Below are 16,621 nucleotides of genomic sequence, written 5' to 3' on the forward strand. Positions count from 1 at the left end.
AATTGATTTTATCCTCCAGCAAACGGAGGCAACAACGCAACAACATCGCTATTTTGCAAAGTGTAATTCGTTGCTTTTGGCACTATTTTTTGGTTTACTGCAACGCTGAAAGCAAGCGAATCAAATTGGTATTTTTTATCTAAATCCTGCAATAATTCGTGCAATGAAACTTCAGAAAAAGAAATCTTTTCGAAAGCACATTTTGTCTTTTCAGCGACAGCTCCAAAATATTTAACTTCAATCATTATTCTAAATTTAAATTCTGGAAAATAAATTCATCATCAAAATGTTCTTGAAAATAAGAAGTAAGTTTTGAAGTATTTTTTACTACTTCGCCAATCACAATAATAGCTGGCGACGAGACTTTATTTTTGATTACTAAATTACCAATTGAATTGATAGTTCCAACTACTTTTTTCTCGTTATTTTTTGTTCCGTTTTGAATAATTGCAATTGGCAGATCATCTGTTCGGTTTTCTTTATAAATAGAAATTATTTCCTCTAATTTATGCATTCCCATCAAAATAACAACCGTTGCTGCCGATTTTGAAGCCAAATGTACATCTTTTGACAATTCGTGATTTGAGGTTGTTCCGGTTATTACCCAAAAACTCTCAGCAATCTGGCGCTGTGTCAAACTTATTCCAACTGCTGCCGGGACACCTAATGCTGATGAAATTCCGGGAACAATGGCAGTTTCTAGACCAAATTTTTCTACATATTCTATTTCTTCGCTTCCTCTGCCAAAAATAAAAGGATCGCCTCCTTTTAAGCGTACAACGTGTCCGTAACAATGTGCCATCGAAACAATCAATTCGTTAATCTGGCCTTGTGTATAGGCATGACAACCTAAACGTTTGCCTACAAAAACTATTTCAGCATTGGCAGCATATTGCAATAATTCTTCATTTACTAGCGCATCATACAAAACTACATCGGCACTTTCTAAAGCTTTTATCGCTTTTAAAGTTATCAATTCAGCGTCGCCAGGACCTGCGCCTACAATGGTTAATTTTGGTGTTTTTGAATCTTGCATAGCTTTTAACTTAAATTGATATTAAGGTCATTTAACTCGTCGGCCGAATTAATATTTGTTAAATGAAAGTTTTCACTTTCATCAATATTGATGATTTGATGCGGCATATTTGCTATTAAATTCATCATTTTTAAATCGTCTTTATCAATGGCGCTTTTGATAACAGGCAATATTTTTTTAGAATAAATTCCAATTAAGGGATGCAATCTGCTTTCTGAAGCAAAAACGGTAATGAGTGCTTCTTCAGTATGTTTTGAAATTAACTCAGCTAATAATTCCGTTGAAATCAAGGGAATATCACAGCTCAAAATCAAATTAAAATCGGTTTCAGAGTGTAACAAAGCAGTGTAAATTCCGCCAAGCGGCCCTTTATCTGCAATACTATCTGGTATCTTTTGATATGGCAGATAATCGTATTCTTTCGTTGCCGTAATGAGTTTTATTTGATCTGTAATAGGCAAAATCGCCTGAATAATATGTTCAATAAAAGGCTTTTCCTGAAACAGCACTAATCCTTTTTCTGACTGCATTCTGGAACTTTTTCCTCCACATAGAATAAATACTGTTAGTGTTTCCATGATTTTTTTGTTTCAGGTTTCAGGTTTCAGGTTTCAAGTTTCAGGTTTCAGGTTTCAGGTTTCATGTTTTTGCCAATCTTGTCTTTTAACACATGTGTTTAATATTTTTAAGGAAAAATCAATTTGATACTTGCCATTAAAATCACGGCTCCCAAAACCATTTTTAAAGTTTTATTGGAGAAATAACCGCTTCCGTAAAATCCTCCTAAAACGCCGCCGATTACTGCAATCGGAACTAAATAAAAGCTTTCAATCGGAATTGTTTTTCCTCCCAAAAAGAAACCCAGCATTCCTGCAGTTGAATTCACAAAAATAAATAAACTCGAAACTGCCGCCGATTCTTTTACAGAAGCCCATCCTAAAAACAATAAAATTGGACTTAAAATAATACCTCCGCCAATGCCTAACATTCCAGATAATAAACCAATTGCAAAACCAATCGCCAAAGCAAAAGGCAAATTAATTTTTACTGCTTCTTTTTCTTTAAAATTGAATATTCCGAACAATCTCAGTGCTGCAAAAACCAATACGAGCCCTAAAATGATTTTATAAATTGTATTATCTAATGTCACAAATCCGCCAATAAAAGCCGCCGGAACCGAAGCAATTGCAAACGGATAAAACAGCTTTGGCTTAAAATAATTCATTCTGTAATAAAAGAAAAACGAAATACTCGAAACAAATAAATTCAACAGCAACGCCGATGGTTTCATAATTGCAACCGGAAAAGCAAAAATGGTCATCAAAGCCAAATATCCCGATGCTCCGCCATGCCCGACACTTGAATATAAAAACGCAATTATAATTAATGCGAAGCTGAATAATATTATATTTTCTGAACTGAGTAACTGCATTTTTTTGGTATTGTTTTTTTTTGTTTCAAGTTTTAAGTTTCAAGTTTTAAGTTTCAGGTTTCAAGTTTCAGGTTTCAAGTTTCAGGTTTCAAGTTTCATGTTTCAAGTTTAAAGTTTCAGGTTTCAAGTTTCAGGTTTCAAGTTTGTGCTGTGTGTTTAACATACGATATGTTTACTTTTTACTTTTTACTTTTTACTTTTTACTTTTTACTTTTTATTCTTTACTCTTTACTCTTTACTCTTAAAATCTCTTATCCAATCGGCATCAAAGTCACTAATTCTCCTTCTTTTAAAGATTCAATATCATCAGGAACAATTAACAAGCTGTTGGCTATTGCAAAGGTATTCAGCATTGATGAAGCTTGGCCTTCTAAAACAGTGACATTTGTTTCATCGTATAATGCTTTTAAAAATAATGTTTTTCCGGTTGTGTTGCTGATGTCTGCATTTAATTTTCTGACCAATTTTGGCAGATGTATTGCTGCAAAACCCATTCGGTTTTTAATCGCGGGATATACATAAATATAAAAATTAGTCAGCGATGATGCCGGATTTCCCGGTAAAGCAAAAACTAAAGTTTCATTTTTAGATCCGAAAAACATTGGTTTTCCGGGTTTTTGATTGATTTTATAAAATAGCTCTTCGACACCATTATCCAGCAAAGCGTCTTTTACAAAATCATAATCTCCAACAGAAATACCGCCAGAAATTAAAACAATATCGTATTTATCTAAAATATTTTTTAAAGCCTTTTTAGTGGCTTTAAGATTGTCTTTTACTTTATAAACCTTTGTTTTCTTTATTCCAATTGTTTGAAGTGCAGCTTGAAGCATTACTGAATTGCTTTCGTAAATTTTGCCTTTCGGTAATTTTTTTCCAGGTTTTACCAATTCGTTTCCTGTTACTAAAATAGCCACTTTTGGCTTTTTATATACTTCTATCTCTGTAATTCCTAAGCAGGCTAAAAAGCCAATTGCTGCAGGAGTAATTAAAGTATTAGCTTCAAAAACTACATCATCTTTTGCAATTTGTTCTCCTTTAACGCGAACATTCGTAAACTGCGCTGGCATATTGGTAATCAAAATCGATTTTTCGTTTGCCATTACATGTTCCTGCATCACAACTGTATCGGCATTTTTAGGAACAAAAGCTCCTGTAAAAATGCGTACCGCTTCATTTTCTTTGAGTTTTATATCTGAATGATCACCAGCCTGAGAAATACTTACGACGTCATACTGATGTTTTTCACTGTGGATAAAAGCATAACCATCCATAGCAGATTGACGGAAAGGAGGCATATCGATTGGAGAATATAAGGTTTCGGCCAGAACATATCCAATTGCTTTATGCAACGGAATTTTTTGCACTGGCATATTAGAACTGCTGGATGCTACAATCGCTAAGGCTTCGCTAACTTTTATCATTTTAAAGAATATAAAACTAAGTATTAATACTTATTACAAATATAAGTATTAATCCATAGGATGAATAAAAAATTTAAATTTATTTTAATATCTATAAAATTACTCTAATTTATTCAAAATCAACTTCAAAAACAGATCTACTTTCATCTAAAAAACTGCTCTACAATATCAAACTAACTTTTTCCTGACGTTTTCAATTCTATTTTTTTGATTTATAGGAAGTTAAAAATCTAAAAAATAAGTATAAAATACTACATTTCTTACTATTCAATATCAAAAAAATTAACATTTGTTCGGGTTTAAAAAATACTTCAAAACATTGATAATAAATTACTTAGAAACATAAATTACTTTACTTTTTAATCTTATTTTCTTTTTCTTTAAAAAAAAATAAAGTTTTTTTTGGTTTTTATTATATTAAAATTAACTTTGTCTATAGGATTAGTAGAGTTTAAAATAATATTTAAAATCATAAAGAATTATATTTTGAAAACAACCGAAAGCATATCGTATTTAAATCTTCCAAAAAAATATACTTATAACAACTTATGTTATATGTGCTTCTGTTGCTAAACCCTACAGCAATTTTTTTCGTTTAGAATCGGTTTTCTCTTTTACATAAATCGAAATCAACAAACGAACATCTAAAAAATTCATTACCAATTATACTTTATCGAAATTTCCAAAAGTCTATTTAATGCATGCATTTGCCTTGAAGAGATCTTTGAAACAATAGCTATAAATTCCAAAAAAAAATAATTAACAACTAAACAAAACTAAAATGAAAAATATGCAAAGCTGTTGCTGTAAATAAAAAAAGCCATTTCTGCGGCAACAGAAATGGCGAGGCTTAAAGAAAATTTATCACTAAATCAAGGAAACAATTAGAGAGTTGAAAAATCAACTTTCAAGGCGCCTTGTCAATTATTTAAACCAGTACAAAGAAATGAAAAAAAATTTTAAAATATACTCATTACTATTTCTCCTGCTCCTGACGGCAGGAATTAATGCCCAAAATACAACGCCACTTATTCAATCTAAACTTGACGGAACAGTTGTCGATGACGTTACAAATCAACCCATTATAGGCGCTTCAGTTGTAATTAAAGGAACAACTCACGGCGTACAGACTGATGCAGAAGGAAAATTTTATTTTCAAACCGGACAGAAATTTCCTTATACTTTGATTGTAAGTTACATTGGATATAAAAAAGCCGAAGTAATTGTAGAAAAAAATCCAATTACAATCAGTCTAAAAGAGGAACGCCAAGAATTAGATGAATTGGTAATTGTAGGTTATGGTTCTCAAAAGAGAAAAGACATTACAGGTTCTGTAGCTTCGGTTCCAAAAGCAAATCTCTCTCAAGTAACCTCATCGGCAGATAACCTTTTAAGAGGTGCTATTCCTGGTGTGGTAGTTACACAAAGTTCAGGCCGTCCTGGCGCATCTTCAAGCGTACGTATTAGAGGAGGAAACTCAATTACAGCAGGTAATGAACCGCTTTATGTAGTTGACGGAATCTTAATTTATAACGACAATAACAATAGTACAGCCGGTGTTTCTTTCTCTGGTGCTACTGTCAATGTATTGTCGACTATAAATCCTGGCGACATCGAATCTATTGAAGTTTTAAAAGATGCCTCTGCAACTGCAATTTACGGATCTCGTGGCGCAAATGGTGTTGTGATTATTACAACTAAAAAAGGAACAAAGGGACAGGATAATATTTCGTATCAAGGTTATTTTGGTTTTCAAAATGTTTCTAAAAAATTACATTTGATGAATGCAAGCCAATGGGCAAGTTTGCGCAATGATGTTCAGGCGAGTATTGGTCAGGCTCCCTCTTTTTCGGCAGCACAAATTGAAGCTTTCAAAACATCAGGAAGTTACGACTGGCAATCTGCTGCGTTTAGAACGGCAGCTCCGGTTCAAAACCACCAATTGTCATTTTCTGGAGGCGACGACAGATCTCGATATGCAGTTTCTGCAGGATATTTTGATCAGGAAGGAATTGTTTTGGGATCTGACTTTAAAAGAATATCGCTTCGTATTAATTATGAAAAAAATTATTCTCAGAATTTCAAATTTGGTGTAAACGCTAATTACAGCAATTCAATCTCAAATGGTGTAGGAACTAACGGAAGCGGAGGAAGAACCCCAAATCCTTTAGTAAGTGCTGTATTAACTGCTCCAGTTGTTCCGATTAAAAATGCTGACGGAAGCTATAATGTAACGAATAATATCTACGCAACTTCTGTTAACGGTTATGTTCCAAATCCGATTAATGATTTAGAAAATACCACCAACGAAACCAAGATCAACAGAATCTTAACCAGTTTATTTGGTGAATATAAAATCACTAAAAAACTTACTGCGAAAGTGGCGGTAAGCGGTGACGTAATCAATACAAAACAAAACTATTATGCGCCTGCAAACACAACAAATGGTGCGGGAACAAAAGGTCTTGCTTCTGTTGGAGATCGATTGGTAAGTTCTGTACTGAATGAAAACACATTGAATTACAATACTAACTTTGGCGAAAACCATAAATTCTCTGCCTTAGGCGGTTATACTCTTCAATACACGCAAGGCGAAGTGGTGAATGCCGGTTCAAACACTTTTGTTAATGATGCCAATACGTACAATGCTTTACAGGATGGTGTTGCAGTAAAACCCTATAGTGATGCTTTTGAAAGTGTCTTAAAATCATGGCTGGCAAGAGTTAACTACTCTTATAAAGGAAAATACAACTTTACACTTTCTGCACGTGCGGATGGTTCTTCAAGATTTGGATCTGAATCACTTTGGGGGTATTTCCCTTCGGCAGGTTTTTCTTGGAATATTACAGATGAAGAATTTGCTGATAACATCAAAGGCGTAACCGAAGCTAAACTTAGAATTACCGCTGGAACAACAGGAAATCAGGAAATTGGAAATTATCTTTCATTAGCCTCAATGGGATCTGTAAATTATGCTTTTGGAGGAACCTTATACACAGGACTAGCTCCTACCCGCCTTGCAAACCCAGATTTGAAATGGGAAAAAACAGATCAATATAATGTTGGTTTAGACTTATCATTATTAGACAGAAAAATCAATTTTGTCTTTGATGTGTATTACAAAAAAACAAACGATTTGCTAATCAGCGTTCCAGTACCGCTTACTTCAGGATATGCGACTGTATTGCAGAATATTGGAGGTGTTGAAAATAAAGGTATTGAAGTTGGTTTAACTACTGAAAACGTAAAAACAGAAACTTTTTCTTGGAACTCAAACATTGTATTTTCTGCCAACAGAAATAAAGTAGTTTCTATTGGAAATGGGGTTGATCAGTTTTTTCCTGTAGTGCCAAACGGTTCATTATTACAGCAACAGCCTGTTACAGTAAAAGTAGGATTGCCTTTAGGAACTTTCTGGGGATATAGAACAAACGGAATTTTCCAGACTCAGGAAGAAGTAAATACACAGCCAAAAATAAACAGTCTTGCAAATACAAAAGTGGGAGACAGAAAATATGTTGACACAAATGGAGACGGTGTTATTTCAGCCCTTGACAAAGGAAATCTTGGAAGCTCTCAACCAAAATTTGTTGGAAGTTTCAGCAACACAATTTCATATCAGGATTTTGATTTGAATTTTTCTTTCCAAGGATCTTACGGCGGAAAAATATTCAACGCCTTAAATCAGCAATTAGAAATTTCTACACTTGGAACCAATGCTAATGTTACATTAGAAGATCGCTGGACGCCAACAAATCCAAGCAATGAGGTTCCCAGAGCTACAAGTTCTCCATTAGGAATTGTTTCTGAGCGTTATGTAGAAGACGCTTCTTTCCTAAGATTAAAATTAATCACGCTTGGTTACACTTTACCAAAAAGTGTTTCTAAAAAATTGGGAACAAAAAGCGTGAAATTTTATGTTTCTGCAGAAAATCTAATCACATGGACAAAATACACTGGTTATGATCCAGAGGTAAGTTCATACGAACAAAACAACTTGTATCCCGGGATTGATTTTGGTTCTTATCCAAACTCAAAAACATTCATCTCTGGCTTGAACGTAACTTTCTAAGTAAAAAAATATAAAATGAAAAAGATTATCATAATATTCCTTTTAAGTGCCGGACTCTTTGTATCGTGCACCGACCTTGAGGTAACACCAACCTCTTTTGTAACCGAAGAAAACTTCTTTAAAACACAAGATGATGCTATTGCAAGTGTAACTGCAGTTTATAACTCTTTAAGCCTTGATCCGGGAGAGCAAAGTTTATTTGGCAGAAATCTTTATTTCCTGACAGACATGGGATCTGATTATGCTGCTGCTGGAGTTTCTGCAACAAATCCTCAGGTACGAGCAATGAGCGCATTAACACATGACGCTACTAATGATCGCGTTCAGGTTGCCTGGAGACAAATTTACGCTGGAATCAACAGAGCCAATGTTGCTATAGACAATATTCCAAAAGCAGCAGGAACTGATGCTGTAAAAAGCAGATTGATTCTTGAAGCAAAATTCATCAGAGCATTGCTTTATTTTCAGGCCGTTCGACTTTGGGGCGGTGTGCCAATTGTTTTGCACGAGCCAACTTCTATTCAATTAGAAAATTTAAAATCAAAAAGAGCAACTGTAGATGAAGTTTATACTCAAATTATTAGTGATTTAAATGATGCCGAAGCTTTGCCTGCAACTTACACTGCAGCCGATGCTGGCCGTGCCACCTCTGGAGCAGCAAAAGCCATTTTAACAAAAGTATATTTGACCAGAAAGGATTACCCAAATGCTATTTTAAAAGCAAGACAAGTAATTAACGGAGGTTACGGATATGCTTTATTCGAAAGTTTTCAGGACATTTTTACAAAAACTAAGAAGAACGGAAAAGAGCACATTTTCTCTGTTCAGTTTGAGCCTAATCAAGCCGGAAACGGATCAAGCGGTAGTACTTTTCAATCTACTTCTTTTACAGGATTTACGGCTACAGAGCCAGCAGATATTATCTCAGACGTGGCCTTGTTTTATGACATTTATGCTCCCGGAGATACAAGAAGAGATGTGAGTTATGCCAAACAACTGCTTAATCCAACAACTGGAACGTTATATACTTTTCCGAAACCAATTTTCAAAAAGTATCTGGATTTAACCAATCTGGCAACTCCAGGAAACGTAGCAATAAACTTTCCAATTATTCGCTATGCAGACATTTTATTGTCTTTGGCGGAAGCCATAAACGAACAAGGTGCACCAACTCCTGAAGCTTATGAAGTGATTAATCAAGTAAGAAGAAGAGCTTTTGGCAAAGCCATTACAACTCCAGATCCAACTGTAGACTTAGCGGGTTTAACGCAAGCTGGTTTTAGAGCTGCAATTCAGGAAGAACGCAAAAAAGAATTTGTTCAAGAAGGACAAAGGTGGTTCGATTTAGTGCGTTGGGGAACTTTGGTTACAGAAGTGAAAAAAGTCACGGCTAAAAATTCTGTTTCAGAAAGAAATAATTTATATCCGATTCCACAAAGTGAAAGAAATATTGATCCAGTAGGTTTACCACAAAACCCTGGATATTAACAACAACCACACCCAAAAAACTATTGAATTATGAAAAATTTTAAAAATAACAGTACCATCAAAAGTCCGCAAAAAGGGCTTTTGATTACTGCGCTACTAATTGCGCAGTTCGGCTTTAGCCAAAATAAACCTGAAGAATTTAAAGGTGTTGTCGGTAAAACTTTAGCCGATTCTAAAGAATATTGGCCAGAACCGGTAAAAGCGCCTAAAGGTGCACCCAATGTAATTTGGATTTTATTAGATGATGTAGGATTTGGAGCTTCAAGTGCTTTTGGGGGTTTAATTCAAACTCCAACTTTTGATCAATTGGCTAATAATGGTTTACGTTACACCAACTTTCATACAACTGCCATTTGTGCTCCTACACGCGCTGCTTTATTGACCGGAAGAAATTCAGGAAGAGTTCATGTAAGCGGGTTTTCACACACCATTTTATCAGCAGGTTTTCCAGGCTGGGACGGCAGAATTCCATCGGATAAAGGAACTATAGCAGAGATTTTACGTGAAAACGGATACAACACTTTTGCTGTTGGTAAATATGGAGTTACACCAGACGAAGATGCTACAGATGCGGGTCCGTTTGACAGATGGCCAACCGGAAAAGGTTTTGATCATTTCTACGGATTCTTAGGTTCTCAAACGGATCAATATAATCCTGATTTAGTTGAAGATCAAGTTCACGTAAAACCTGACGGACGCCACTTAAATGAATTAATTACAGACAAAGCAATAAGCTATATTCAGAAACAGCAAAAAGCCGCGCCAGGAAAACCATTCTTTTTGTACTATGCGCCGGGAGCAGCACACGCACCACATCAAGTAGCCACAAAATGGAGTGATCCGTATAAAGGAAAATTTGACAAAGGATGGGATGCTTATCGTGAAGAAGTTATTGCGAACCAAAAGAAATTGGGCGTAATTCCTGCGAATGCGGTTTTGCCAGAACGCAACCCGCTGATTACAGATTGGAAAAAACTGACTCCAGATCAAAAGAAGGTCTATGCTCGATTTATGGAAGTTTACGCAGGATTTTTGACTTATACCGATTACGAAATTGGAAGAGTGGTTACTTATTTAAAAGAAACAAATCAATTAGACAATACTGTTATTTTTCTAGCAATTGGTGACAATGGAGCCAGCAAAGAAGGAACTACAGAAGGAACTATCAATCAAAGTTTGTTTTCTCAAGGAACATCTGACGACGAAAATTTGAAGAAAAACCTAGCTAACATTGATGAAATCGGAACGCCAAAAGGTTTAAATACAAATTATCCTTTAGGCTGGGCGCAGGCAACAAATGTCCCTTTTAAAAACTGGAAACAAGATGCACAATCTGAAGGAGGAACACACAATCCTCTGATAGTTTTTTACCCAAACGGAATTAAAGAAAAAGGGGGCATCAGAAATCAATACAGCCATGTAACGGACTTACTTCCAACAACTTTGGATATTGTAGGAGTTAAAGCTCCAGAATATATTAAAAATGTAAAACAGGATATTATTCAAGGCTCTTCTTTATATAGTTCTCTGACTGATGCAAAAGCAGAATCACTGCATAAAGTTCAATATTACTACATTTTTGGAAACAGAGCAATTTATAAAGATGGATGGAAAGCCGGTGCAGCGCATTTACCAGATTCATTTGCTGTAAAAAAAGCTTTTGGCAAAAACGAAAAACCTGCAGAAAGCAATTTTGATGCAGATGTTTGGGAATTGTACAACCTCAACGAAGATTTTAACGAGCGTAACAATTTGGCCGCGAAATATCCAGAAAAATTAGCAGAGCTTAAAAAACTGTTTGATGAACAAGCTAAAGAAAACAACGTTTATCCGTTAATCGACTGGCAAGATGTCTATAACAGAAGAATACACAATACAGGAGCTGATAAAGGAAAAACGCTGCAAGATTTGGCTAAGCAAGTTACTAAACCAGCAAGCACCAATTAAAAATAAAGAATCCTAACAAATTAATTAAAAAAATAAAAATAAAATTCTACTAAATCTATAGAATTAACAGTTAATTATTTATTTTTACAATAACATATTTAAAATCAAAAAGATATGAAACGAGTAGACTATGAAATTATAGGAAAAAAAATCATCGTTGGTGCGATCGTTTTTTTAGTTCCGTTAGTCATATTAGCGGGAGGTTTAGCATTAATTAATCAATTTTTAAAATAAGAAATCATGGCAATAGTTCAAAAAGAAAAACTGACAAGAGATTTACTAATTAGTCTTTTTATATATTCTTTGCCGGTGGTGGCAATTTTCCTTTACTTTAAATTAAGCAATAATTTGGTAAGCGAATCACATATTTCATTACCAGCATTTTTAGAATTTGCAAAACCCGCTTTTGAGCATATAAGAACTTGGGGATTAACCGTTTTTATGCTGGTTTTAGGCGTGATCGAATTTACAGCAGGTTTATACGATGACGAATGGACAGGCGAAGAACGCAAGATAGACATCATTTGTTTCTTGGCTCCAAAATTGCTTTTACCGCCAGTAATCGCTTTTTTCAGCTTGACTGCTTTGCCTTATTTAGTTCCTAATTTGGCTAATGCACTTTCTTGGGTTCCGTTTTGGGGAGGCTTTTTCCTAATCGCAATTGCCGACGATTTAACGCAATATTGGTATCATAGGCTTCACCATCAAGTTCCGTTTTTGTGGCGTTTTCACAGAACGCATCACTCGGCTCCATATATGGGAATGGCTATGGCTTCTAGACAAAACTTTATTTATACAGTTTTCTTTTCTCAAATTTATTTGACTGCCACTTTAACTTATTTAGGTTTAGGATTGCCGGCTTTATTTGTTTTGGTTATCAAAAGTTTCATCACTTTAGGAGCGCATTCAAGTATTGCGTGGGATAAACCATTTTACAAATACAGAGTGCTACACCCAATTGCATGGGTTTTAGAGCGTTTAATTTCTACTCCAGCTACGCATCACGCGCATCATGCAGATACAAGCGGCGACGGTGTTGGGCATTTCAAAGGAAACTTCGGAAACATGTTTTTCATTTGGGACGTAATCTTCGGAACAGGTTTAATTACCAGAAAATTTCCAGAATCATACGGAACAAAATCATACAAACAAGAAGAATGGTATGCACAATTTTTGTGGCCAATATTCAAATCTAAAAAAGAAGGAAGTGCATTGGCCGAAGGTGTATTGTCGCTTCCGCTAAAAGCAAAAGCTGAAATTATCGAACCGAGTCCTGTTTATTATGAACAGGCTCAATCTTAAAATACAAATAAAATAAAGACAGGCAGTGTATTCTAATTAAAGTGAATACACTGCCACTTTTATTCAAATTATACCATTATGAAAAATAAAATACTCAAAAAAAGCATCACAGCCTTGATTTTGCTTTTCACTTTTATAAGTTTTTCTCAAGAAAAAAGTTCGAGCGTAGTTTTGTTAGATGCCTTTTATGCAAAAATTAAAGCTCAAAAAAATCCACAGATAATTGATGCAAGAGGTCCTGAAGAATTTGCATTAAACCATATTGAAGGTGCTTTAAATTTTAACACCAAATCAGATAATTTCGAAAAAGCTGTAGCCGCTTTAAATCCATCAGAACCGGTATTTATTTATTCTATTGCCGCTTACAGAAGTGGTCTTTTATCAACTGAATTATCTAAAAAAGGTTTTTCTGAAGTCTATATTTTAGACGGAGGTATCGCAAGCTGGATTGGCGGCGGAAAACCATTTTATACCAATTTAAAAAGTAAATTATCAATTGCAGAATACAAAAAAATAATTGCTGAGAATAATTACGTTTTGGTAGACATTGGTTCAAAATACTGCGCTACCTGCAAAACGGTAAAACCAATTTTAGAAGATATCAGAACTCAATATGGAGAGAAATTAAAAATCATTCAAATTGAGTTAGAAGAAAGTCCGCAAGTCATAGCCGACTTAAAAACGGTGAAGGTCTTCCCTACTTTGATATTTTATCAAAATGGCAAAATTATCTTCAAAAAAGATGGTTTAGGCGATTTAAAAAACGATGTTAATGTGGCTTTAGCACATAATTAATTTTAAAACATAAAAAAAAATTAAACAGCCACTTTTTAAAATCTATGGTTTTATGTGTTTAAAAATTAGACACAAACTAAGACTATTCATTACCTCAATAAAAACAAAATCTATGGCTTTATCCAAAACAAAAAAGACTGTTTTTTCAATAGTTATTGTTCTTTTTATAATAGCTGTTTTTCTTTTCTGGCCAATCAATACAGATGGAACATTGATTAAATCAAATCAAAAATTAGCCGAAGGAAAAGCAACATTTCTAGCGCAAAAAGATACTTCAAAAACCGAAAAAAAGCCAAATATTATCATTCTGCTAGCTGATGATTTAGGAAAATATGACATTTCGTTATACGGGGGGAAATCGACTCCCACTCCTCACATTGATTCTTTGGCCGCTTCTGGAGTAACTTTTACAGATGGTTATGTTTCCGCTTCCATTTGTTCGCCATCACGCGCGGGTTTGCTTACTGGCCGTTATCAGGAACGTTTTGGGCATGAGTTTCAGCCAGGCGATCGTTACCCAAAAAACAATTTAGAATATTATGCTTTTAAATATTTAATTAATACCAATAATTGGCGATTAAATGACAAAATCGAATATCCAAATGAAGCGTCTATAGCCACACAAGGTTTGCCTCAATCGGAAATTACTTTTGCTGACTTGGCTAAAAAACAAGGTTACAGCACGGCAATTATAGGAAAATGGCATTTGGGTCACAATAAAGGATTTTTTCCTTTAGATCGCGGTTTCGATTATCATTACGGATTTTATCAAGCCTTTTCGCTTTACACGCCAGAAGATGATAATCCCGATATTATCAATCACCATCATAAAGATTTTACAGATAAAATGATTTGGGGAAATGGCCGTGTGGGAATTGGTCAAATTCGCCGCGATACCACTATCGTACATAATAAAGCCTATCTAACCGAAACATTTGCTGACGAAGCAGAAGCCTTTATTGATAAAAATAAAGACAAACCTTTTTTATTGTATGTTCCTTTTAATGCGCCGCACACGCCTTTTCAGGTTCGTAAAAAATATTACGACCGTTTTCCGAATGTAAAAGATGAAAACAAACGCGTTTATTTTGCCATGATCAGTGCGCTTGATGATGCAATTGGAAGAATCAGAGCAAAAGTTAAAAAAGAAGGTTTAGAAGAAAATACCTTAATTATTTTTGCCAGCGACAATGGTGGCGCCGATTATACTTTTGCAACAACAAACGCACCGTTAAAAGGCGGTAAATTTTCTCATTTTGAAGGCGGTGTAAATGTTCCGTTTGCACTTTCGTGGAAGGGAAAAATCAAGCCGCACACTGTTTACAAATGGCCAGTAAGTACTTTAGATATTTTTAGCACCATTGCAGCAGTTACCCATTCTGGTTTACCAAAAGACCGCGTTTATGACGGCGTAGATTTGATCAGCACTGTAAACAATAATACAGAAGCACACAAAACTTTATACTGGCGTTCAGGCGATGCAAAAGCCATTAGAAGCGGTGATTGGAAATTGATTATCAGTGGAAAAACGCATCAAGAATGGCTTTATAATCTGGCAGAAGATAAATCGGAAACTACAGATTTAGCCCTAAAAAATCCAGAGAAAGTAAAAGAATTGCATGTTGCCCTGCAAAACTGGGAAAAAGGTCTTATAAAACCTTTATGGCCTAATTTAACGCATTATGAATTTGATTTTGGCAAACAAAAATACTTTGTCGATTTGTAAATAGATGTTCTGCAAGGTTTTGAAAACCTTATAGGACTAATTATTAAAGTGCTTTATTTAATAAAACTAACACCTGCAAGGTTTTGAAAACCTTGCAGGAAATAAACATACAATGTCAACTCAACCAAAACAATTTAATATTCACGAAGACTGGACGGTGGTAATTCTCGGGTTTTTAATCATCGGAATTTCGCTATTTGTATTTCTACCTGACGTTCCCGTTTTCAGCTGGTCGAATAGTACTGATTTAAAAACGAAAGTCTTTACTTATCAAAACCTTAAAATCCTTTTAATTCAATTTTTATATCTGATTTCGATTGGAACTATAGGCGCTTTTTTAATTGGAAAATCGGTTAAATATTTTCTTTTTACTTTTCCAATAGTGTATTTTTTAATGCTGATTGCACTTATTCTGGCTGGAAATTTAGCTGTAAAATCTATTAATTTAGAAGCCGTTATTTTTAGTTTGATCATTGGTTTAGCGATTGGCAATTTCTTCAAACTTCCCGAATGGTTTCGCGCCGCACTTTCTACAGAAGTATTTGTAAAAATCGGATTGGTTTTATTGGGAACAAGTGTGATTTTTTCTGATATTCTAAAAGCAGGTTCTTTAGGATTAATTCAGGCTTTAATTGTCGTTCTATCCGTTTGGTATTTTGCTTTTTGGCTTTGTCGAAAATTAAAGGTCGACGACGAATTAACGATGATGATTTCTAGTGCTGTTTCTATTTGCGGTGTTTCTGCTGCAATTGCCACTTCTGGCGCAATAAAAGGCGATTCGAAAAAATTATCTTATGTAATTTCGATTGTTTTGGTCACGGCAATACCAATGATGATTTTCATGCCGATGATCGCCAAGTTCTTTAATTTTCCTGAAGAAGTAACTGGCGCTTGGCTCGGAGGAAGTATCGACACCTCCGGGGCCGTTGTGGCTTCTGGAACTTTGGTTGGAGAAACAGCTTTGAAAATTAGTACCATTGTTAAATTTTCTCAAAATGTTTTGTTAGGAATTGCCGCTTTTGCCATTTCCGTTTATTGGACATATACGCACAACAAATCAGCTGAAGCAGTGGAATCAAAACCAACTTTAAGCGTTATTTGGGAACGTTTTCCAAAATTCGTTATCGGATTTATTGGTGCTTCCTTAATTTTCTCCTTTTTAATTGCTCCAGAAGTTCGAGATTCTGTAAAAGACAGTTTAAAGAATTTGCAGGGCATTTGGTTTGCACTTGCCTTCACTAGCATTGGTTTAGAAACTAACTTTAAAGATTTACTTCAAAACAACAGCAGAAAACCATTATTTGCTTTTTTAATTGCACAGCTGTTTAATGTTATTGTGACTTTGATTATTGCTTTTTTACTTTTTGGATAAAACATTTTGCCACGAATTTTAACTATT

The 16,621-nt window shown here is 34.8% G+C and carries 12 protein-coding genes; 7 read left to right on the forward strand and 5 right to left on the reverse strand.

Annotated features, from left to right (window positions below; translation table 11 throughout):
• Nucleotides 1-8: 8 nt before the first annotated feature.
• The 5 genes from IR010_RS11780 to glp all read right to left on the reverse strand — a co-directional run bounded on the left by IR010_RS11780 (nucleotide 9) and on the right by glp (nucleotide 3,892).
• A complete protein-coding gene (locus IR010_RS11780) occupies nucleotides 9-245 on the reverse strand; it encodes a MoaD/ThiS family protein (protein ID WP_029273024.1) in 237 nt (78 codons plus the stop codon).
• On the reverse strand, nucleotides 245-1,036 hold the full coding sequence (gene cobA, locus IR010_RS11785; RefSeq protein WP_194604039.1) for a uroporphyrinogen-III C-methyltransferase: 792 nt from the start codon (nucleotides 1,034-1,036) through the stop codon (nucleotides 245-247). The genes IR010_RS11780 and cobA overlap by 1 nt, the downstream gene beginning before the upstream one ends.
• Nucleotides 1,037-1,041: 5 nt before the next feature.
• A complete protein-coding gene (locus IR010_RS11790; RefSeq protein ID WP_194604041.1) occupies nucleotides 1,042-1,614 on the reverse strand; it encodes a molybdenum cofactor guanylyltransferase in 573 nt (190 codons plus the stop codon).
• A 107-nt stretch (nucleotides 1,615-1,721) separates the two neighbouring features.
• Nucleotides 1,722-2,468, reverse strand: a complete 747-nt coding sequence (locus tag IR010_RS11795) for a sulfite exporter TauE/SafE family protein (protein WP_194604044.1) — start codon at nucleotides 2,466-2,468, stop codon at nucleotides 1,722-1,724.
• Between the two features lie 251 nt (nucleotides 2,469-2,719).
• The gene (gene glp / locus IR010_RS11800; RefSeq protein ID WP_194569190.1) at nucleotides 2,720-3,892 is read right to left on the reverse strand and encodes a gephyrin-like molybdotransferase Glp; all 1,173 of its coding nucleotides are present in this window, start codon (nucleotides 3,890-3,892) and stop codon (nucleotides 2,720-2,722) included.
• Nucleotides 3,893-4,838: 946 nt separating this feature from the next.
• Here glp and IR010_RS11805 point away from each other — a divergent pair.
• From IR010_RS11805 to IR010_RS11835, 7 genes are all read left to right on the forward strand, one after another.
• On the forward strand, nucleotides 4,839-7,964 hold the full coding sequence (locus tag IR010_RS11805; protein ID WP_194604047.1) for a SusC/RagA family TonB-linked outer membrane protein: 3,126 nt from the start codon (nucleotides 4,839-4,841) through the stop codon (nucleotides 7,962-7,964).
• 15 nt (nucleotides 7,965-7,979) lie between these two features.
• Nucleotides 7,980-9,452 (forward strand): RagB/SusD family nutrient uptake outer membrane protein, encoded by a 1,473-nt coding sequence (locus IR010_RS11810; protein WP_194604050.1) that lies wholly within the window; start codon nucleotides 7,980-7,982, stop codon nucleotides 9,450-9,452.
• Between the two features lie 30 nt (nucleotides 9,453-9,482).
• Nucleotides 9,483-11,399: an arylsulfatase gene (locus tag IR010_RS11815; protein ID WP_029273017.1), complete on the forward strand. Its 1,917-nt coding sequence runs from the start codon at nucleotides 9,483-9,485 to the stop codon at nucleotides 11,397-11,399.
• Nucleotides 11,400-11,639: 240 nt separating this feature from the next.
• Nucleotides 11,640-12,701: a sterol desaturase family protein gene (locus IR010_RS11820; protein ID WP_029273016.1), complete on the forward strand. Its 1,062-nt coding sequence runs from the start codon at nucleotides 11,640-11,642 to the stop codon at nucleotides 12,699-12,701.
• A gap of 78 nt (nucleotides 12,702-12,779) precedes the next feature.
• Nucleotides 12,780-13,496, forward strand: coding sequence for a rhodanese-like domain-containing protein (locus IR010_RS11825; protein ID WP_194604053.1), 717 nt, complete (start codon nucleotides 12,780-12,782; stop codon nucleotides 13,494-13,496).
• A 112-nt stretch (nucleotides 13,497-13,608) separates the two neighbouring features.
• Nucleotides 13,609-15,222 carry a sulfatase-like hydrolase/transferase gene (locus tag IR010_RS11830; protein WP_194604055.1) on the forward strand — a complete coding sequence of 538 codons (1,614 nt, stop codon included), beginning with the start codon at nucleotides 13,609-13,611 and terminating at the stop codon, nucleotides 15,220-15,222.
• A 112-nt stretch (nucleotides 15,223-15,334) separates the two neighbouring features.
• Nucleotides 15,335-16,594, forward strand: coding sequence for a YeiH family protein (locus IR010_RS11835; RefSeq protein ID WP_194604057.1), 1,260 nt, complete (start codon nucleotides 15,335-15,337; stop codon nucleotides 16,592-16,594).
• The last annotated feature ends 27 nt before the right edge of the window (nucleotides 16,595-16,621 follow it).

Source organism: Flavobacterium sp. MR2016-29 (assembly GCF_015350695.1).
In the GTDB taxonomy this organism is placed as follows: Bacteria; Bacteroidota; Bacteroidia; order Flavobacteriales; family Flavobacteriaceae; genus Flavobacterium.